Genomic DNA, 20489 nt, shown 5'->3' on the forward strand with positions numbered 1-20489 from the left:
TTTCCAAGGAAACTTGGGAAGCCTTTTTATAATTGTATAAATTGGAAGTTTAATAGTTTTTATTTTAAATTTCCATTTAAAAATCGATCATATAAGTCATGGAAATAGTTAGGACGAAATAAGTTCGCTGCATGTCCTGCTAAAGGTATTTCCTTATATAGAACGTTAGGTAAAATAGATTTCAAATCAAATAGACAAGATTTATAGAGATGATCATGCTCTCCCATTACCCATAGTATAGGGTGAGGAAGTGATTTTAATTTAGACTTTAAATCGAATTCTAACCGATGTCGTAATGACTGGGCAATAATGGATGAATGTAATTGTAATCCGAAACGGTAGTAAATATTTCTTGAAATGACTGCAAACGGATTTGCTTTTAGTATACCACTTGGAAAAATAGTATTTGCGTATTGAGAGAGCCATTTAGAGTATTCATCCCCTCGCTTCTCCCAAAAATTTTGGAATACGCTATATAAGCGAGAAGGGTTATTGTAATGTCCTCCAATATGACAAATACTTAATACTTTTTCTGGATGCATTTGTGCAAAAATTGTAGAGATGTAACAGCCGTAACTTAGCGCACAAATATGAGCTTTTTTAATACCTTCTTGTTCATATAAGTTTAATAATTGATCTACGAGACGCTGTAATGAAAAGTCGATTGCTTCTCCTTTATCATCACCGTGACCTAATAAGTCATAAGTTATAATGTTGTAGGAGGCAGAAAATCGTTTTTGCTCCTTTTTGAAGGCGCGACGATTGCCAACTAATCCATGAATAAAAATAATTGTTTCCTTTTCAGAATGTATATTTGTTTGCAAAAAGGATACTCCTTTCACTAACTGGAGATTTATATCGTGTTTTAAATTATTTATCTATAATTCACATAGAATAATATTAAGTACCAGGTAATAATATCAGATGTTTATATCTGTTGTAAAGATGAGTTTTTATGTATATTTTGTAAAAATAGAAAAAGTGTGTTTACATTCAGTTTACATTTGTATCGTATTCTAATTTTAGAAAGAATAGTTTGGTTTAACATGAGGAGATGAACAGGAATGGAAGTTAGAAATGAAATGAAGAAAAAAGGGAGCTGGAGGCAGTTTTTACGCCTTATTCAAGATACAAATCCTCCGAAAGGAATTTTAATTTTTGCGTTATTAATGAGTTTGCTTTCTACGGGAGCGAGTTTATTTATTCCTATGCTAACAAAAGGATTAGTAGATAATTTTTCGCTTTCTTCAATTAGTGCAGGACAAATTGTTGGGTTAGTTGCTTTCTTTGTAATGCAAACTATTGCGGCAGGGTTGTCTATATATTTACTAAATTATATTGGGCAGAAGATTGTAGCGGGACTAAGAGAACGTTTGTGGAAAAAGGTACTTATCTTGCCGGTATCTTATTACGATCAAAATAGAACAGGTGATACCATTAGCCGTATGACGAATGATACAGGTGTTGTGAAAACGTTAATTTCTGAGCATTTGTCAAACTTATTAACAGGTGGTATTTCAATTGTTGGATCGTTAATTGTATTATTTGTGTTAGATTGGAAAATGACTGCGTTACTTTTAACGGTTATTCCGTTGTCTGTATTAATTTTAGTTCCACTTGGACGAAAAATGTATAAGATTTCAAAAGCGCTTCAAGATGAAACGGCATCTTTTACAAGTGTGTTAACGCAAGTGTTATCAGAAATTCGTTTAGTGAAATCTTCAAATACAGAAAAAAGAGAATATGAAACGGGTAATACAGGCATACAAAAGTTATTACAATTTGGTTTGAAAGAAGGAAAAGTGCAAGCATTAATTTCGCCAGTTATGTCGTTTGTTTTAATGGCACTACTTGTTATTATCGTAGGATATGGCGGGATGAGAGTTTCTAGCGGTGCATTAACAACTGGTGAACTTGTAGCGTTTATTTTGTATTTAGTTCAAATTGTAATGCCGATGAGTCAATTATCTATGTTCTTTACACAATTCCAAAAGGCAATTGGTGCAACGGAAAGAATTAGTACGATTTTAGAATATAAAGTAGAAGATCATGAAACTGGTGTGAAAGTGACAAATGCTAAGCAGCCGATCGTTCTTGAAAATGTACATTTTGAGTATAACGAAGAAGAGCAAGTTTTGAAAAATATTGATTTCATAATTGAATCTGGAAAAGTGACAGCGATTGTAGGACCAAGTGGTAGTGGGAAAACAACGTTATTCTCATTACTGGAACGTTTTTATGAGCCAACTAGTGGTGCCATTAAATTAGGAAAAGAATCAATTACGAGTTATTCATTACAGTCATGGCGACGTCAAATCGGTTACGTATCACAAGATAGTCCGTTAATCGATGGAACGATTCGTGATAATATTTGTTACGGCGTTGAAGGTGAAGTAACGGATGAAGAAATTGAAAAAGTAGCAGCAATGGCATATGTTGATGCATTTATTCATGACTTACCAAACGGTTATGCAACAGAAGTTGGAGAACGCGGTGTGAAGCTTTCTGGTGGGCAAAGACAGCGAATTGCCATTGCCCGAGCGTTACTTCGAAATCCGCAAATTCTTATGCTCGATGAGGCAACTTCAAGCTTAGATAGTAAATCTGAGTCTGTCGTTCAAAAAGCGTTAAATAACTTAATGAAAGGCAGAACAACGTTAGTGATTGCGCATAGACTTTCTACTGTTGTAGATGCAGATAAAATTATCTTTATTGAAAAAGGGAATCTTACAGGTAGTGGTACGCATGATGAATTATTACAGACGCATGATATGTATCGTGAGTTTGCAACGCAACAATTGAAAATTAAAGAGGGTGCATTTTAAAAAAATATATTAGATGCTAAGTAGAAAGGAAATGGTTCCTTTGATACCTAAAATTTTAATAGTAGACGACGATCCACACATTAGGGAACTCGTTTCTGTATTTTTAGAACGAGAAGGTTTTCAAACGTATGAGGCAATTGATGGAATAGATGCACTTCAGAAAATGGACGAAGTAAAAGTCGATATGGTTATTCTTGATATTATGATGCCGAATATGGATGGGTTTGATGTATGTTTTGAATTAAGAAAATACTATGATATCCCGATTCTGATGCTAACTGCCAAAGGGGAAACATCACAAAAAGTAAAAGGATTTCACCTTGGAACAGATGATTATCTTGTAAAGCCCTTTGATCCTATAGAACTAGTAGTGAGAGTAAAGGCATTATTGAAACGTTACCAAATTACAGTTTCACAATCGATTCAAGTTGGAAATGTATTATTAAATCGTAAAACATTCGAAGTTACATCTGGAGAACAAACGGTTATGTTACCGTTAAAAGAATTTGAGCTGCTTTTTACTTTAGGGTCTAAATCGGGAAGAACTTGTTCGAGAGAGCAATTAATTGAAGAAATATGGGGATATGATTTTGAAGGGAATGAACGTACACTAGACGTTCATATTAATCGGTTACGTGAGAAGTTTCAAGAAGAGCAGTCGAAATTTAGTATTAAAACAATAAGAGGATTAGGGTATCGCTTAGAGGTAAGTAAATGAGAAAAAGAAAACGAATGAGTAAGTTGAAGATGCTGAAAGTATTTGGAGCGGTATTAGCGCTCTTTTCTTTTCTTACTATCATTTGGTCTATCGCATTTTATGTAGCAACTAGTATATTGAATGCTTTTGACGTAAACGTATCGCCATTTGTTGCCTTTCTAATTAGTGATATGGTCGGTTTTGTATTTATTATTCTTATTTGGACATTAATTGGAATATTAATGAGGCCAAAACGAGAGGCAATGATTTGGACTATTATTGAACCGATACAAAAAATTGCAAAAGGAGACTTCTCCGTAAAAATACGAAATGAAGAAAAGTATGATGGAGAAATTGGTGTGCTCGTAAAAAGTATAAATGATATGACAGATGAACTGAATACGATGGAGAAAATGAGACAAGAATTTGTATCGAATGTTTCTCATGAAATACAGTCACCATTAACTTCTATAAAAGGATTTGCTAGAGCACTACAAGACGATAATCTTTCTGAGGAAAAAAGAAAACATTATCTTACCATTATTGAAACTGAAACAACGAGATTATCTAAACTAAGTCAAAACTTATTGAAGCTAACTCTTTTAGAATCAGAAGAGTATATACCAGAAAGAGTGAGTTATCGATTAGATCAGCAGTTAAAGCAAATTGTGTTAAATAGTGAACCGCTCTGGGCTGAAAAAGAAATCGAGTTAGAACTAGATTTAGAAAAAGTACATGTTATTGCTGACCAAGAAAGTATGAGTCAAGTGTGGATTAATTTAATTCATAATAGTATTAAATTTACTTCAAGCGGTGGCACGATTACTATCCAGTTAAAGGAACATGAAACAGTAGTGGAAGTGCGCATCCATGATTCGGGAATCGGTATATCAGAAGAACAGAAACAACATATTTTTGAGCGTTTTTATAAAGCGGATTCTTCACGAAATCGTGCCTATGGAGGAAGTGGCTTAGGTTTAGCTATTGTAAAGAAAGTACTCGACCTTCATCAAGGAGAGATAAAAGTAGAGAGTGAAGAAGGAAATGGAACAGAATTTATTGTATGTATTCCTAATTATGAAGAAAAATAGTGTTAGAAGGAGAGCCTTCTAACACTATTTTTCTTTAAAAATGCATTTACCGTTACTGCAATTATATTGATAAGCTTTTCCTTCGTTATTCATACGGTATGAGTAATCAGATTCTTTATCGTTCTTAAAGTCAACGTATGCTTCTGCACCGTTTTTATCGTCATCTATATCAATGAATTGAACGTTTCGTATAGAATAATCTTTCTTTTCTTTTAAACCTCTTCCTTGCAAGTTTGTATGAATACCATCTACTAACTGGTCAAACAACGACCAGTTTAAATTAAGATGTTCAAATGACTCAGTATGTCTTCCTAAAATACCGTTGTCTTGTATTATTTTTTTATTATCATCGTATGTATAAGAGTATGTAAAATATGGTTCGTCTTTATATACTACTGTTGCATAATAGCCAATATTATAAATGGGAGTATATTTTCCGGTTATGTCTTGTATTTCTTCTTGTTTATAACCTTTTTTAATATGGAGATAATTGCTAGTATCTTTTTCTATTACTTTATAATTTAGTGGATTACCAAATATAAAGTACAGGGCAAACAATATGATAAATAGTCCGACTGCAGTTAGTAACAAGACCCATTTTTTTCTTTTCATACACATACACTCTCCTATGCTGGATTTGTTTTTATTTTACATGAATAATGGTAAAAACATGAAACTTATAAACAAAAACTTTCTATAGTTACCTACAAGTAACCTACGCACATGAAAGTGCATCATTGCCTTTTTACATAAACATAGATACAATTTTAATATAATACATAACTGAGATGATTAAGGAGTGTTATACTTGGCAGAATTATTACAAGGTAAAAATGCTTTAATTACAGGAGCAGGTAGAGGGATTGGTCGCGCTGTAGCAATCGCATTAGCGAAAGAAGGCGTAAATGTAGGCTTATTAGCTCGTTCAGAAGAAAACTTAAAAGCTGTAGCGAAAGAAGTAGAAGCAGAACGTGTAAAAGCCGTTATTGCAACTGCTGATGTTTCTTCATACGAAGAAGTAACAACTGCGATTGAAACGTTAAAAAATGGTTTAGGATCTATCGATATTTTAATTAATAACGCTGGTATTTCTAAATTCGGTAAGTTTTTAGAACTAGACGTTGCTGATTGGGAAAAAATCATTCAAGTAAACTTAATGGGTGTATATTATGCAACTCGTGCTGCTTTACCAAGCATGATTGAACAACAATCTGGTGATATCATTAACATTTCATCTACAGCAGGACAAAAAGGTGCACCTGTAACAAGTGCATATAGTGCTTCTAAATTTGGTGTCCTTGGCCTAACAGAATCGTTAGCGATGGAAGTTCGCAAACATAACATTCGTGTAACAGCTTTAACTCCAAGTACAGTAGCGACTGATATGGCTGTAGATTTAGGATTAACTGATGGAAACCCTGATAAAGTAATGCAAGCAGAAGATATTGCAGAATTTATCGTAGCGCAGCTGAAATTAAATAAACGTACATTTATTAAATCTGCTGGGCTTTGGTCTACTAATCCATAGGAAGTAAATTTAACTTTAAAAGAAGGGATATCTATTCTGTAAGGGGTAGATGTCCCTTCTTTATTTTTTGTATTCGAGACAGAATTATCGGTATAATTAAAAGTGAATGGTAGAAAGCATTGGGAAATTGAAAGGGATGGTATTTGCATGAGTGAAATTGAGAAATGGACGGCTGTTGATCAATATATGAGTGATGTATTAATACCGAAAGATTCTACATTAGAAGGGGTTCTTCAAACTAATGCTGCAGCTAATTTGCCAGCACATGATGTATCACCAACGCAAGGGAAGTTTTTACAATTATTAGTACAAATTCAAGGGGCTCGTAATGTTTTAGAAATTGGCACGCTAGGCGGGTATAGCACGATATGGCTTGCTAGAGCATTGCCATCTGGAGGCCGAGTTGTTACATTGGAAGCAAGTGAAAAACATGCTGAAATTGCACGTAGCAATATTGAGCGTGCTAATTTGACTGATAAAATTGAAATACGAACAGGATTAGCGTTAGATTCTTTACAACAAATAGAAAACGAGAAGTATGAACCGTTTGATTTTATTTTTATAGATGCTGATAAACAAAATAACCCTGCTTATTTTGAATGGGCACTAAAACTATCACGACCGGGTACTGTAATTATTGGGGATAACGTAGTACGTGAAGGAGAAGTTATTGACAATACTAGTACCGATCCTCGTGTACAAGGGATACGTCGTTTCTATGAATTAATAGCTGCTGAGCCACGTGTTAGTGCTACAGCGCTTCAAACTGTCGGAAGTAAGGGATACGATGGATTTGTAATGGCAATCGTAAAAGAATGAGGTAAGGAGATAGATAGAATGAAAAAGATGTTTGAAAAATTATAACATGTATCTTGTATAACGAGATTAGCTCGTGGGCCTCCGACATACATAACACTATATTATATATCAAAAAATTGGAGGCTATAAGTAGATGAGAACTGAAAAAGAAATGCTAGACTTAATTATTAATACAGCAAAAGAGGATGGAAGAATTCGAGCAGTTATCATGAATGGATCGCGTGTAAATCCAAATGTGAAAAGAGATTGTTTTCAAGACTATGATATTATGTATGTTGTAAATGATATACAATCTTTTACGTCTAATCATAATTGGGTTCATAGATTTGGAGAAATAATGATAGTACAAATGCCAGAAGAAATGTCGTTAGTTCAACCAGATGAAGATGGGAAGTTTCCGTATTTGATGCAGTTCATGGATGGGAATCGGATTGATTTAACGCTAGTTCCAGTTGAGTTAATAAAAAAGTTCGTTGGACAAGATAGTTTAAGTAAATTACTTCTCGATAAAGATAATTGTATGGAAGGATTCCCGCCAGCAAGCGATAAAGATTACTTAATAAAAAAGCCTACAGAAAAAGAGTTTTTGGATTGTTGTAATGAATTTTGGTGGTGTAGTACGAATGTGGCAAAAGGGCTATGGAGAGAAGAGCTTTCTTATGCAAAAGGAATGCTTGAGGGACCAGTGCGAGATATGTTCATCGTAATGCTAGAATGGTATATTGGTATGAAAACAGATTTTACAGTTAATGCAGGGAAGTTTGGAAAGCATTTCGAGCAATATATTGAAAAAGATATGTGGGTGCAATTTAAAAGAACATTTTCTAATGCAGAATATGAAAACATATGGAAGTCATTCTTTGTCATGGGTGATTTATTTAGGGAAGTGGCGAACGAAATCGCTAACACATATGAATATCAATATCCGCAAGATGATGATGATAAAGTGACGAACTATTTAAAACATGTGAAAGCTTTGCCAAAAGATAGTACATCGATTTATTAATAATAGTAAGCAGTAAGACTGTCCTAATTAAGGACAGTCTTATTTTTGTTTATGAATAACAATTTCTCTAACAAAGTGCAGATGAATCACATATGAAAATTTAGGGAGGTTTTTTATCATGTATTATTTTTATTCGCCAGAAATGTTTGCTCCATATCAATGGGGACTAGAACGAGATGTTTCGTATGCTTATATGCCATATAACTCATTTTATTATGGAGACTATATAAGCGCATTGCCATACGCATATATCCCTCAAAGCTATGAAGTACAAATGAAAGCAGATGATCGTGGATCGTGGACACCATTTACATGGGTTGAAAAATATGCGTACGCATTTTCAGGACCGTATAATAAAGCGGAAGTAGCTCTTACATTTGATGATGGACCAGATTCAGAATTCACGCCAAAAATATTAGATAAGTTAAAACAACATAATGTAAAAGCTACTTTTTTCTTACTTGGTGAAAACGCAGAAAAATTTCCGAATGTAGTAAAGCGTATTGCAAATGAAGGGCATGTAATTGGTAATCATACGTACAGTCATCCGAATTTAGCGAAAGTAAATGACGCTGAGTACCGTAATCAAATTATAAAAACGGAAGAAATATTAAAACGTTTAGCCGGCTATGCTCCTAAATTTATACGTCCACCGTATGGTGAAATACTTGAAAATCAATTGAATTGGGCAACTGAGCAAAATTTTATGATTGTACAGTGGAGTGTTGATACAGTTGATTGGAAAGGTGTAAGTGCCGATACGATTACAAATAATGTGTTAGGGAATTCATTTCCAGGTAGTGTCATACTGCAGCATTCTACTCCAGGTGGGCATTTACAAGGATCTGTTGATGCACTAGACAAAATCATTCCGCAGTTAAAAACGAAAGGGACACGTTTTGTAACACTTCCAAGTATGTTCCAGACATCGAAAGAAAGAAAGTGAATGTGTTATAAATTGGAAAAATAAGGGGTGTGTCGTATAATGAAAGTGTAAGTTAGGGGGGGATATAATTGATTGATGCACTAGTAAACATAGGAATAAGCATATTGATTGGTATTATTTTTATACTTGCGGCAATTATTCTTCAAAAAAATCCACCGACCGATATTAATGCGGCATATGGTTATCGTACGAAACGATCTATGAAAAATAAGGAATTATGGGATGCGGGTAACAGGTATAGTGCGGAAGTGATGAAGCAAAACGGATTTATCATGATGTTAATTGGAAGTGTTATTAGTATACTGTTTAGATATCCACATACAATAATAGCGATTATAGTGGTTATGCTGTTATTAATCATTCGTTTATTTATACAAGTAGAGAGTAGATTAAAAATACTTGAACAATAATAAAAAATAGGACTCTACGCAATATTATGCTAGGAGTCCTATTTTATTTATAAACTATTATTTTTTAATAATTCTTTTCCTTGCTCTATAACAAATTCATAGTATGCAAGGTCATACGGATAAATATCTTCAAATGTTATCGTAATCGGTGTATTGTTTAAGACTGAAATAGTCGTTAAAGATGAAATCTCTCCTTTTAATAGTTGTAGAAAAGAAGTTGCATGTACTTTCATCACATCGTCTACTTCTTCACCTGGTGCGAATGGAAGTGGATTGATGACGTTGTGAAAATACATATGACAAAACTCGCGATCAGTAAGATTTGAAATTTCATAATCTATTTTAAAGATTCCCTTGTATGTTAAATCATTAGTTTGAAAGGAAAGCCCTAATTCTTCCTCAATTTCACGAAGACCACCAATTTGTACATCTTCATCATGCATAATATGTCCAGCTGAAGTAATATCCCATATACATGGAGCTTCTTTTTTATTTTTAGAGCGTAATTGGAAATATAAAAACATATCTTCATTATCTTTTTCTACAAACCAACAATGAAATGTTTCGTGCCAATCACCGTCACGATGCACTTCATCACGTAATTTCTTCCCAAGTGTATTTCTTTCAGGATCAAATATTGTTAACCACTCTGTCATTTTAATTCCCCTTTCTGCAAATTTCATTATACAATATTTGTATTGGATTCTGGGAAAATAAAGAAAAAGGAGTGGTTATAAGTGGGGATAGAGCGTGCGGAAATAAAATCGATTATTTCAACAGAGGAAGAGTTACGGAAAATATTGGGGCAACCAAGTGAGCGAGCGTTAAAGAAAGTTATTTCATCATTAGACCACCATTGCGTAGATTTTCTGTCTAAATCTCCTTTTCTAGTATTATCTACTGCAAATAAATTAGGAGAGTGTGATGCTTCGCCGAGAGGAGATGCACCTGGATTTGTATACGTATTAAATAATAATAAAATTATCATTCCAGAAAGACCGGGCAATCGTCGTATAGACTCCATTTTGAATATTATTTCAAATCCACGTGTAGGATTAATCTTTTTTATTCCAGGTCTTGGGGAGACGCTTCGAATAAATGGTCGAGCGTATATTACAAACGACGAAGAAGTTTTGAAAGAAATGCAGGCGAATGGACGTAATCCGTTGCTTGGAATTGTTGTTGAAATAGAAGAGTGTTATATTCATTGTGCAAAAGCGTTTATTCGTTCTAAGATGTGGGATCCAGAATCTTGGTTAAATAAAAAAGAGTTACCATCAGCAGCAAAAATGTTGCTGGAGCATGCGAAAGTGAATACTTCAGAAGAAGATGTTGCACGTTCTTTAGAAGAAAGTTATACAAAAAGATTGTATTGAAAATTTTATTGATATAGTTTTGTGAGGTGGATATGTACGGGTTTTAGAATGGGGAACTTATATATGAACCGTTGATTTATAAACTGGAGAAATAACAAAATAGGTAAATTGAGTGGCGGTTGCATAATGCTATTGTAAAATATAATAAAAAAAATTCTTGAAAATAGTTAGTAAAAATAGGCTTGCTTTTTAAAAAGTTGATAACTATAATAAGTTAACAAATAGACATGAACGAAAAAGTAACGATAAGGACAAGAAATCATTTTTACGGTTTACAGAGAGGGAAGTCTAGGGTGTGAGCTTCCTAACACGAGAAATGATTTTACCACCTTTGAACTTCAATAGTGAACGAGTAATCTATTAATTATTGACGGTATCAGCCGTTATCTGAACTTGAGCAATCTAGGGAGAGATACGTCTAGATTGGAACAAGGGTGGAACCACGAAAACACATTCGTCCCTTTCCTAGGGATGAGTGTGTTTTTTTACGGATTTGTAGATTGAAAATTTAAAATAATTGAAAAATAGTATTGATTTTGTTTTTTATGCGAGTATAATGAGTTAACAAATAAACATGAACGAAAAAGTAACGATAAGGACAAGAAATCATTTTTACGGTTTACAGAGAGGGAAGTCTAGGGTGTGAGCTTCCTAACACGAGAAATGATTTTACCACCTTTGAACTTCAATAGTGAACGAGTAATCTATTAATTATTGACGGTATCAGCCGTTATCTGAACTTGAGCAATCTAGGGAGAAATACGTCTAGATTGGAACAAGGGTGGAACCACGAAAACACATTCGTCCCTTTCCTAGGGATGGGTGTGTTTTTTTACTTTGAAAGGAGGTGCAGTAACATGGAACGATTTGTACGTACGGAAATAACCACCACCTGCATGATTAAAAAGCAGCGCAAGGTGATTGATAGAGATAAATAATAAAATTGTAGGAGGAGATTAGAAGATGAATAACGTTATAAATGTTGGGGTATTAGGTTTAGGTACGGTCGGAAGTGGTGTTGTTCATATTTTGAAAGAACATTATAAAAAAATCGCTCTTGATACAGGATACAAAGTGAAAGTGAAAACAGTCGTTGTACGTGATTTGGAAAAAGAACGCGATGTTTGTATTGACGGAATTGCAGTCACAAGTCATGCAGATGAAGTTCTAAATGATTCAAATATTGATATTGTAGTAGAGGTAATGGGCGGAATTGAAGAAGCAAAACAGCATATTGTTAAGGCTTTAGAAAATAAAAAACATGTCGTAACAGCAAATAAAGATTTAATGGCTGTATATGGTGCAGAGCTTCTTCAACTGGCAAACGATAATGATTGTGACTTATGTTATGAAGCGAGCGTAGCAGGCGGTATTCCAGTGTTAAGAGGACTAACTGACGGGCTAGCATCAGATCAAATTGAAAAAATAATGGGAATTGTAAATGGTACAACAAATTATATGTTAACAAAAATGAGTCAAAATGGGTGGTCTTATGAAGAGGCTTTACAGGAAGCACAAAAATTAGGTTTTGCAGAATCGGATCCGACAGCAGATGTAGATGGACTAGATGCGGCGAGAAAGGTAGCAATTCTTGCAAACTTAGGTTTTTCGATGAATGTTTCATTAGATGATGTGCAAGTAAGAGGGATTCGAAAGGTTGAAAAAGAAGATTTACAAATGGCTGAAAAGTTAGGATTTACTATGAAGTTAATTGGGAAAGCAGAAAAACAAGGATCAGCCATTCATTTAAGTGTAGAACCGACACTTTTACCAAGTCGTCATCCATTATCGAATGTAAATAATGAATTTAATGCAGTATATGTTCACGGTCAAGCGGTAGGAGAAGTAATGTTTTACGGACCTGGAGCTGGAAAGTTGCCAACTGGTTCTGCTGTAGTAAGTGATATTATTTCCATCGTTAAAAATATGAATCAAGTGCCGAAAAATAAAAGTGCGTTAAAAGAACCAGTTCCTTATGAATTACAAGGTGATGAAGAAGTAGTTTCGAAATATTTCTTGCGTATTTCATTACGAGATGAGCCTGGGATGTTGCAAAAAGTAACAGAATGTTTCGTTAATTATTCTGTAAGTTTAAAAGAAGTTATTCAATTACCTTTAAACCGTGAACTGGCAGAAGTCGTTGTTGTGACACATCGAACTTCCAAGTATCAATTCGAACGAGTTTTAGGAGCGATAGAAGCTGTCGCAAGTGAAATAAACAGTTACTACATTATTGAGGAGGAAAAACAATATGTATAAAGGACTATTAAAACAATATGCTTCTTATTTACCGGTGAATGAAAACACACCTGATGTCAGTTTAATGGAAGGAAACACACCTCTTATTCCGTTATTAAATATATCAAAGCAATTAGGGATTCAGCTATATGGTAAGTACGAAGGAGCGAATCCGACAGGTTCTTTTAAAGATCGTGGTATGGTGATGGCAGTTGCTAAGGCGAAAGAAGAAGGTTCAGAAGCAATCATTTGTGCATCAACAGGTAATACATCAGCATCAGCTGCAGCATATGCGGCACGTCTTGGGATGAAATGTATAATCGTAATCCCTGAAGGAAAGATTGCGCATGGAAAATTAGCGCAAGCGGTCGCTTATGGAGCTGAAATTATTTCAATAGAAGGGAATTTCGATGATGCACTTAAGGCTGTAAGAAATATTGCTGCAGAAGAGCCGATTACATTAGTAAATTCAGTGAATCCTTATCGAATTGAAGGACAAAAAACAGCAGCATTTGAAATTTGTGACCAATTGCAAAATGCACCAGATGTTCTAGCTATCCCTGTTGGGAATGCAGGGAATATTACAGCGTATTGGAAAGGCTTCTGTGAATATGAGAAAGAAAAAGGTTATAAAAAGCCAAGAATTCATGGCTTTGAAGCGGAAGGAGCAGCTGCAATTGTAAAAGGGCATGTAATTGAAGAGCCTGAAACAATTGCAACAGCGATTCGCATCGGTAACCCAGCAAGTTGGGCGTATGCAGTAGAGGCTGCCGAGCAGTCTTGTGGTGAAATAGATATGGTATCAGATGAAGAAATTTTACATGCGTATAGGTTATTGGCAAAAACTGAAGGAGTTTTCGCTGAACCAGGATCAAATGCTTCATTAGCCGGCGTAATTAAACATGTTCAATCTGGGAAAATCAAAAAGGGAGAAACAGTTGTTGCGGTATTAACTGGAAATGGTTTGAAGGATCCTGATATCGCTATTTCTTCAAATCAACTAGACATCGCAAGTGTGTCAAATGATATAGAACAAATTAAAGATCATATTAAAGGGGTGATTATGTCGTGATACCATTTAGCGTTCGTGTCCCTGCTAGTACGGCGAATGTTGGTCCTGGATTTGATTCAGTTGGAATAGCTTTGTCATTGTATTTAGGTGTGGTGGTTAAAGAAAAAGCTGATAAATGGCAAGTAATCCATTCCTTTGAAGAATCAATTCCGACAGACGATAAAAATTTAATCGTTAGCACGGCATGTAAAGTATGTCCTTCTATATCACCCCATATAATAGAAGTTACTAGTAATATCCCATTAACGAGAGGGCTAGGAAGTAGTGCATCAGCGATTGTAGCTGGGATAGAGCTTGCGAATCAACTAGGCAATTTGAACTTAACTGCTGATCAAAAAGTTCAAATTGCTACAAATTTTGAAGGACATCCTGATAATGTTGCTGCTTCTATATTAGGTGGAACTGTAATTGGAGCACTTGATGGAAAGGATATTTCCGTCGTAAGAATTGAGAGCAAGGAATTAGGGGTAATTTCTCTTATTCCGAATGAAGAATTAAATACAGATGAAAGTCGCTCTGTATTACCAAAGATGTTTCCGTTTCATGAGGCAGTTAAAGCTAGTGCGATAAGTAACGTATTAGTAGCTGCATTATGTCAAAAACGGTGGGAAGTTGTAGGTGAAATGATGGAGAGAGACCATTTTCACGAGCCATATCGTTTAGAACTCGTACCGTTATTACCATCTATTCGTAAATGCGCAAAAGAATTTGGTGCGTACGGCACAGCACTTAGCGGTGCGGGACCATCTATTTTTATATTAACGCCATATGAGAAACGTCAAGAAATCGCTGAGCAATTAGCGAGAGTATTTACAGATATGAAAGTATGTGAGCTTGAAATCGACCATAAAGGTATTATTGTAAATAAGGAAGAGCATATTGGATCGTAAAGAAAGCTGGCATGGCTAGCTTTCTTTACATTGCAAACCTATTTTAAATTAGGTTTTTTCGGAAAAATATAAAACAAATGTTGATTTTGAATAATGTAAGTAAAGAGTGCATTCATTTTGGAGGTGATTAAATGAATAAAGAGTCACCAGAAGAAAAAAGAGAGCGTATGAGACAAAGTGAATTAAAAAGTAATCCTACGGGTTCTTTACATGACGGACTCAATAGAGCGGAAACGGGTAGTCCAGTTGATATAGCAGGCGGTATGAATTGGAAAGGTACAGGAATAATCATTTTAGTACTACTTTTAGGATACATTGTATACACTTATTTTTTCAGTTGAAGAATGCTTGTTAAAATTTTGATTTGTTTAGTTTCATAATTGTTGAGAAAAAATGCAGTTACTGTATTACATATCTTCTAAGCGAATTATAGTTGTTCATATCAACTTTTAATACTCCAAACAGAGCTAGCAAAATGCTAGCTCTATTATTTTTTGCCACATTCCTGTAACAAACCACCTGTATATTCATTGGTGGAGGTGCAGAGGATGAAAAAAATGATAGCGATATGTCTTCTAACAACTATGCCATTTTCGACTTTAGTCGGTTGTGACGTAAAAGGTAGTAATGCTGTACAAGAGTCTAAAATAAAGAAATCGACGTATAAAGATTTTACTTATGATGTAAATCCAGAAACATTCACATTAACTGTAGAACATGAGGGGGTAAAGGAACAGGCATCACAACCCCTACCGAAAATGAAGGTATCGAATGTAAAAAAAGAAAAGGATCGTACATCGTGGGAATATCCAGATCAAAAAGTAAAAATAAAATTAGAAAAGAAAAAAGACCACTTAAACATTGAAGTGGAATCGACTGGTGCAGAAAGCTTTACATGGCCGAAAGTAGAAGCTGAAAATTATACACTTCCGTTATGGGAGGGTAAGCAAATTCCGAGCAATGATGAGAATTGGAAGAAGTTTTTAAAGGATGATGCATATTCATTTGCTGAATCATTTTCTATGAAGTTTTTCGCATTAAATGGTTCGAAATATTCAATTGTATATATTGCAAACAATATGTTTAATAATGAATTGAAATTTCATTCGGATCCGAAAATAGGATTTGATTTTACACATGAATTTCCGAGCATAAATAAAAATAAAACATATGGATTTCAATTATATGTGACAAATAATGATGCGGTAAGCATTGCTAAACTGTATAAGGATGATATTGTTCGAAAAGGTGAATTTAAAACATTACAAGAAAAGGCTAGAAAAAATAAAGAAATCGAAAAGTTATATGGAGCGGCGCATTTTTATTTTTGGAATCAAAATGGTTTATCAGAAAATAATATAAATTGGCCAAAACTAAGGGAGCAAATAAATAGCCCGCTGTTTAGTCATATAAAAGAACTTATTCAAAAGAATAGTTCAGAGCCTGGGGAACTGAATGTATTAGATCAAGTAAGTAAACAAGATTTCATTGATAAGTATCAAAAAAATGTTATTTTACGTTATATAAACGAAGTATTATCCATGAAGGAATTTTATAAAGAGGATATTTTTCAAAACGTTGATCAGGAAGCTAGTGTGCTATTAAAGAAAGGTGTAGGTCACTTAACGAACACAGAATTGTATAGCTTAAATAAGCATTTATTAAAGTCGCTACTTGGTGATGCGGTTGAAGAGGTAAGTAAATGGGGTAATGCAGATGGAACGGACATACTAAAGGAAATGAAAGAGGTAGGAATAGAAAAAGCGTGGATTGGTCTGCCGAACTGGGAACAAGGATTTATGCAACCTAATTTCGTGACAAAAGCGAAGGAAATGGGGTATTTAGTTGGTCCGTATGATTCATATCATTCCATTCACGAAAAAAGTGATAAAAATTGGAACACAGCATCCTTTAATGACCCATCATTATATGAAGTGGCTACTGTAACGAAGAAAAACGGAGAAAAGGTGCAAGGCTTTTTAGGCAGAGGTCGCAAGTTAAACCCGACTGTATCGCTGCCTAGTGTAAAGGAACGCATGAATGATATATTACAAAATGGTCCTAAATATAATTCATGGTTTATTGATTGTGATGCGACAGGTGAAATTTACGATGACTATTCAGCGAAACATATAACGACACAAGAGCAAGATTTAAAAGCACGTTTAAAACGAATGGACTACATTGCACAAGAAAAGGGTATGGTCGTTGGTTCTGAAGGTGGAAATGATTTTGCTAGTAGTACGATTGCATTTGCACACGGAATTGAAACACCTGTTATTAAATGGGACGATGAAGATATGCGGAAAAATAAAACAAGTCCGTATTATGTCGGTGGATATTGGTCACCAAATCAAAATGTTCCCGAAAAATATGCAAAACAAGTACTATTGAAAGAAGAATATAAACAAGTGTATTTAAACCCAGTATATTCGGTACCATTATATAAATTAGTATACAATGATTCCGTTATTACAACGCACCATTGGGAATGGGGAAGTTTAAAGGTAAAAGATGAAGTGGGAAATCGAATGCTGTCTGAATTATTGTATAATGTTCCTCCGTTGTACCATTTAGATGAAGTAGAGTGGAATAAACATAAAAAAGAAATTACAGAGCATCTAAAAGTTTGGAATGAAGTTCATGAAAAAGCAGTAAAAGAAGAGATGACGAATTTTACGTATTTGTCAGAAGATAAGCTAGTACAATCTGTTTCTTATGGAAAAAATATTAAAATCATTGTGAACTTCTCAAATGAAGACATGGAAGTAGAAAAAACGAAAATAAAAGCAAAGTCGGCTTTTATTGATAATCAGGGGAAGAAAAGCATGTATACGCCGTTTGAGAAATAATAACGTGAAATATACTGTATTCATAGAGGTTTTATCATTAGCTGGACTCTTTATTCATATCGTTTATCTGGAAAAAGATATCCTAATTTAAAATGAAAGAGTTAATGAATTTATAAATTTGCATGTTGCGAAGTGCTAAATTTTTGAAATTGGTAAATAGTGACTTGCCAAAAATAAGTACGAGAGTATAATGTGAAATGGAATACATATTGGGTTTAAGTAGTAACCTTACAAAATTGTAAGGTTAATGAAAGGAAATTCAATATGAAGATAAATAGACTTACATTATACTTGGTAAAGAGAAAGAGAGGCGAATGGGTATGAGCTCTGAATTAGAACAAAATACGAGAAGTAATAAAAAGCGTTCTAAAAGAAAGTCAATAAAATGGTTCATATTAATTCCATTTTTCCTACTTATTTTTGGAGGAGTAGGATATGGTTCGTTTATATATAATAAAGCAAAAGCTGTTGTAAATGATGCGTATGCAAAAATTGAAAAGTCATCAAAGCGTGATAAAGAAGTTGAACCTTTAAAGGATAATATTTCAATATTAATCATGGGTGTAGATGGAAGTGAAATGAGAAAAAGCCAATATGGCGAAGCAGTTCGAACAGATGCACTTTTATTAGCAACAATTAATAAAGATGATAAATCTGTTAAGCTAGTAAGTATTCCACGTGATTCACGTGTTTATATTCCAACTAGAAAAAAATTAGATAAAATTACTCATGCTCACGTATTTGGTGGCGTAGAAAGCACACGCGATACGGTGGAAAGATTTTTAAATGTCCCTGTTGATTATTATGTGAAGTTTAACTTTGAATCATTCGTACAAATTGTCGATTCAATTGGTGGTATTGATATTGATGTACCAGTTACTTTCACTGAACAAGATAGTAAAGACCAAGCTGGTATGATCCATTTAGAAAAAGGTTACCAACATTTAAATGGAGAACAAGCACTTGCACTTGCAAGAACGCGTAAAATTGATAGTGACGCAATGCGTGGACAGAGACAGCAACTTGTAATAGAAGCAATTGCCAAAAAAGCGATGTCTGTTCAATCAATTAGCAAAATGGGCTCTTTACTAGATGCGGTTGATAAAAACATGAAAACGAACTTAACATTTGACGATATGCTTGCCATTACAAAAAATATGGCAGGATCTAATTTGGAAATGGAAAAAATGCAAATAGAAGGTACAGATAAACGTATCGGTGGTATTTATTATTACATTCCAAATGAAAAAAATGTAAAAGATATTTCAAAAAAATTAAATGATCATTTAGGTGTAACGCCAAAACCAGTTCGAAACGAATAATAAAAAAAGATTGGCTTTTGCCAATCTTTTTTTTTGGAATGTATTTGTAACTTTTCTGTAACGATTTTTTAGTTTAGAAAAATTATACTCATATGTATGAGTATAATGGATAGGTAAAAAAGTAAAAGGACATACTCAAAATTTGTGGTAAGGAAAGATATCATATGCAGAAATGGTTAAGCATGATGGGAATTATCTTTATATTGACTGGATGTAAAATGTCTGAAGCTCCAACAAGTCTAATGGAAGCTCCTACAAATAAAAAATGGATTAATGAATTAAATGAACAAATTGATAAAGATTTACCTGTTAATTATCGCTTACTTACTCCAATGTCTAATAGAGATAAACAGACGACATGGTCAATGAATTTCGAGCGAGATAATAAAAAAGAAGCTGTCATCGTATATAAAATACCTAATGAAGATTATCATATATATTTAGCCGTATATGAGAAGAAAAATAATGGATGGAATATGAAGTCAACCTATACATTTGATGGGGAAGAAGTAGATATTGTTGAGGTAGGAGATTTCACAGGGAGTGGGAAAAGGGAACTATTGATAGGAATAACTACCAATCGTGATTTATTAGAAAACACAATGTATGTTTTTTCCGATGAGAGTGACGATATAAAGGAATTTTATAGACAGAAGTATACAAAGTTATTTATAGATGATTTAAACAAAAATGGTTTTAAAGACATAAGCCTTGTTTCGCATATGAAAGATGAACAGTTGAAGGTTCAGTTCATTGAAAAGTTTAAGGTATTGTCAGAGGTTACATTTGATCCGTATATAAATAGTATTCAAAGAATACAAATGGGTCGTATTTCTAAATCATTAAAGGCAGTTGTAATCGATGCGGGAACAGGGGCTCATTCAGGTATAACTTATGTAGCAAAATTTGATCAGGATCATTATGAAGTATTACCTATAGATGGGAAAGAAGATTTATTTAATGAATATGTTGTAGAAAGTAAAGATGTTAATGAAGACGGCATTATTGAATTTGTTCGTACTGTACGCCCAAAAGGTTGGGAAGATAAATCACATGGTGATAGTCCGCTTTTCGAACGTTACATACAGTGGAGTGAATCTGGAATTAAACCAATTGAAGAACGATATATAGATATAGAAAAAGGGTATTATGTGAAAATCCCTAAAGAGTTAATAGGGAAAATTACAATACCAGATCAGCAAAAAGAATCAAATTCTCAAAAGTTTTTGGATACAAGAACAAATGAAATATGGCTTGAAGTTCATATTTTTAAGCGGAAAGAATGGTTCAATATAAAAGGCTACAGCGCAGCAATTAAAACGGCTTCTCACGTATATGCAGTACCGAAGCAATCAAAATTTGAAAAAGTGAAAGCATATATAAAACCGCTAGCGGATTATCAACAAGAGTAGGAGGT

19 protein-coding genes and 2 other annotated features are annotated in these 20489 nt (G+C 34.1%); of the genes, 16 read left to right on the forward strand and 3 right to left on the reverse strand.

From position 1 onward, the window contains the following. Positions 1-59: 59 nt before the first annotated feature. On the reverse strand, positions 60-824 hold the full coding sequence (locus tag BUA87_RS01145; RefSeq protein ID WP_023521720.1) for an alpha/beta fold hydrolase: 765 nt from the start codon (positions 822-824) through the stop codon (positions 60-62). A gap of 240 nt (positions 825-1064) precedes the next feature. Between BUA87_RS01145 and BUA87_RS01150 the strand changes: the two genes are divergently transcribed. From BUA87_RS01150 to hitS, 3 genes are read left to right on the forward strand one after another with little or no spacing between them, the layout of a single operon-like run. After that, a complete protein-coding gene (locus BUA87_RS01150) occupies positions 1065-2825 on the forward strand; it encodes an ABC transporter ATP-binding protein (protein WP_000453877.1) in 1761 nt (586 codons plus the stop codon). Positions 2826-2865: 40 nt separating this feature from the next. Further along, positions 2866-3543, forward strand: coding sequence for an envelope stress response regulator transcription factor HitR (hitR, locus tag BUA87_RS01155; RefSeq protein WP_071714450.1), 678 nt, complete (start codon positions 2866-2868; stop codon positions 3541-3543). Further along, entirely contained in the window at positions 3540-4613 is a 1074-nt protein-coding gene (hitS, locus tag BUA87_RS01160; RefSeq protein ID WP_071714416.1) for an envelope stress sensor histidine kinase HitS, read from the forward strand. Before hitR ends, hitS begins: the two co-directional genes overlap by 4 nt. A gap of 24 nt (positions 4614-4637) precedes the next feature. Here hitS and BUA87_RS01165 read toward each other — a convergent pair whose 3' ends face one another. Then, positions 4638-5231: a DUF3139 domain-containing protein gene (locus BUA87_RS01165; protein ID WP_071714415.1), complete on the reverse strand. Its 594-nt coding sequence runs from the start codon at positions 5229-5231 to the stop codon at positions 4638-4640. Between the two features lie 190 nt (positions 5232-5421). On the opposite strand from BUA87_RS01165, the gene BUA87_RS01170 reads away from it, so the two are divergent. From BUA87_RS01170 to BUA87_RS01190, 5 genes are all read left to right on the forward strand, one after another. Continuing rightward, on the forward strand, positions 5422-6141 hold the full coding sequence (locus BUA87_RS01170) for a 3-ketoacyl-ACP reductase (RefSeq protein ID WP_071714414.1): 720 nt from the start codon (positions 5422-5424) through the stop codon (positions 6139-6141). Positions 6142-6288: 147 nt separating this feature from the next. Next, positions 6289-6960 carry an O-methyltransferase gene (locus BUA87_RS01175; protein WP_071714413.1) on the forward strand — a complete coding sequence of 224 codons (672 nt, stop codon included), beginning with the start codon at positions 6289-6291 and terminating at the stop codon, positions 6958-6960. A gap of 133 nt (positions 6961-7093) precedes the next feature. After that, on the forward strand, positions 7094-7966 hold the full coding sequence (locus BUA87_RS01180) for an aminoglycoside 6-adenylyltransferase (RefSeq protein ID WP_001258528.1): 873 nt from the start codon (positions 7094-7096) through the stop codon (positions 7964-7966). Positions 7967-8084: 118 nt separating this feature from the next. After that, positions 8085-8912 (forward strand): peptidoglycan-N-acetylglucosamine deacetylase, encoded by an 828-nt coding sequence (locus tag BUA87_RS01185; RefSeq protein ID WP_072938223.1) that lies wholly within the window; start codon positions 8085-8087, stop codon positions 8910-8912. A gap of 71 nt (positions 8913-8983) precedes the next feature. Further along, entirely contained in the window at positions 8984-9322 is a 339-nt protein-coding gene (locus tag BUA87_RS01190) for an SdpI family protein (protein ID WP_025118474.1), read from the forward strand. Between the two features lie 47 nt (positions 9323-9369). Here the strand turns inward: BUA87_RS01190 and BUA87_RS01195 are convergent, their stop codons facing one another. Further along, positions 9370-9978, reverse strand: a complete 609-nt coding sequence (locus tag BUA87_RS01195; RefSeq protein ID WP_000141352.1) for an NUDIX hydrolase — start codon at positions 9976-9978, stop codon at positions 9370-9372. An 81-nt stretch (positions 9979-10059) separates the two neighbouring features. On the opposite strand from BUA87_RS01195, the gene BUA87_RS01200 reads away from it, so the two are divergent. The 8 genes from BUA87_RS01200 to BUA87_RS01235 all read left to right on the forward strand — a co-directional run bounded on the left by BUA87_RS01200 (position 10060) and on the right by BUA87_RS01235 (position 20484). Beyond that, the gene (locus tag BUA87_RS01200) at positions 10060-10698 is read left to right on the forward strand and encodes a pyridoxamine 5'-phosphate oxidase family protein (protein ID WP_071714412.1); all 639 of its coding nucleotides are present in this window, start codon (positions 10060-10062) and stop codon (positions 10696-10698) included. Between the two features lie 233 nt (positions 10699-10931). Beyond that, positions 10932-11163 (forward strand) — a binding site (T-box leader). A 115-nt stretch (positions 11164-11278) separates the two neighbouring features. Beyond that, positions 11279-11510, forward strand: a binding site (T-box leader). A gap of 151 nt (positions 11511-11661) precedes the next feature. Then, positions 11662-12957 (forward strand): homoserine dehydrogenase, encoded by a 1296-nt coding sequence (locus tag BUA87_RS01205; RefSeq protein ID WP_065228676.1) that lies wholly within the window; start codon positions 11662-11664, stop codon positions 12955-12957. After that, a complete protein-coding gene (gene thrC / locus BUA87_RS01210) occupies positions 12950-14008 on the forward strand; it encodes a threonine synthase (protein ID WP_072938226.1) in 1059 nt (352 codons plus the stop codon). The genes BUA87_RS01205 and thrC overlap by 8 nt, the downstream gene beginning before the upstream one ends. Beyond that, complete coding sequence (gene thrB / locus BUA87_RS01215) at positions 14005-14898, forward strand: homoserine kinase (RefSeq protein WP_000612104.1); 894 nt, start codon at positions 14005-14007, stop codon at positions 14896-14898. The genes thrC and thrB overlap by 4 nt, the downstream gene beginning before the upstream one ends. Positions 14899-15029: 131 nt before the next feature. Beyond that, complete coding sequence (locus tag BUA87_RS01220; protein ID WP_001031479.1) at positions 15030-15239, forward strand: DUF6366 family protein; 210 nt, start codon at positions 15030-15032, stop codon at positions 15237-15239. A 207-nt stretch (positions 15240-15446) separates the two neighbouring features. Beyond that, the gene (locus BUA87_RS01225; RefSeq protein ID WP_072938229.1) at positions 15447-17750 is read left to right on the forward strand and encodes a glycoside hydrolase; all 2304 of its coding nucleotides are present in this window, start codon (positions 15447-15449) and stop codon (positions 17748-17750) included. Positions 17751-18070: 320 nt separating this feature from the next. Continuing rightward, positions 18071-19072 carry an LCP family protein gene (locus BUA87_RS01230; RefSeq protein ID WP_002093954.1) on the forward strand — a complete coding sequence of 334 codons (1002 nt, stop codon included), beginning with the start codon at positions 18071-18073 and terminating at the stop codon, positions 19070-19072. Between the two features lie 164 nt (positions 19073-19236). Further along, a complete protein-coding gene (locus tag BUA87_RS01235) occupies positions 19237-20484 on the forward strand; it encodes a hypothetical protein (protein WP_001174878.1) in 1248 nt (415 codons plus the stop codon). Positions 20485-20489: the final 5 nt, after the last annotated feature.

Source organism: Bacillus sp. bc15, from assembly GCF_900142585.1.
GTDB lineage: Bacteria > Bacillota > Bacilli > Bacillales > Bacillaceae_G > Bacillus_A > Bacillus_A cereus.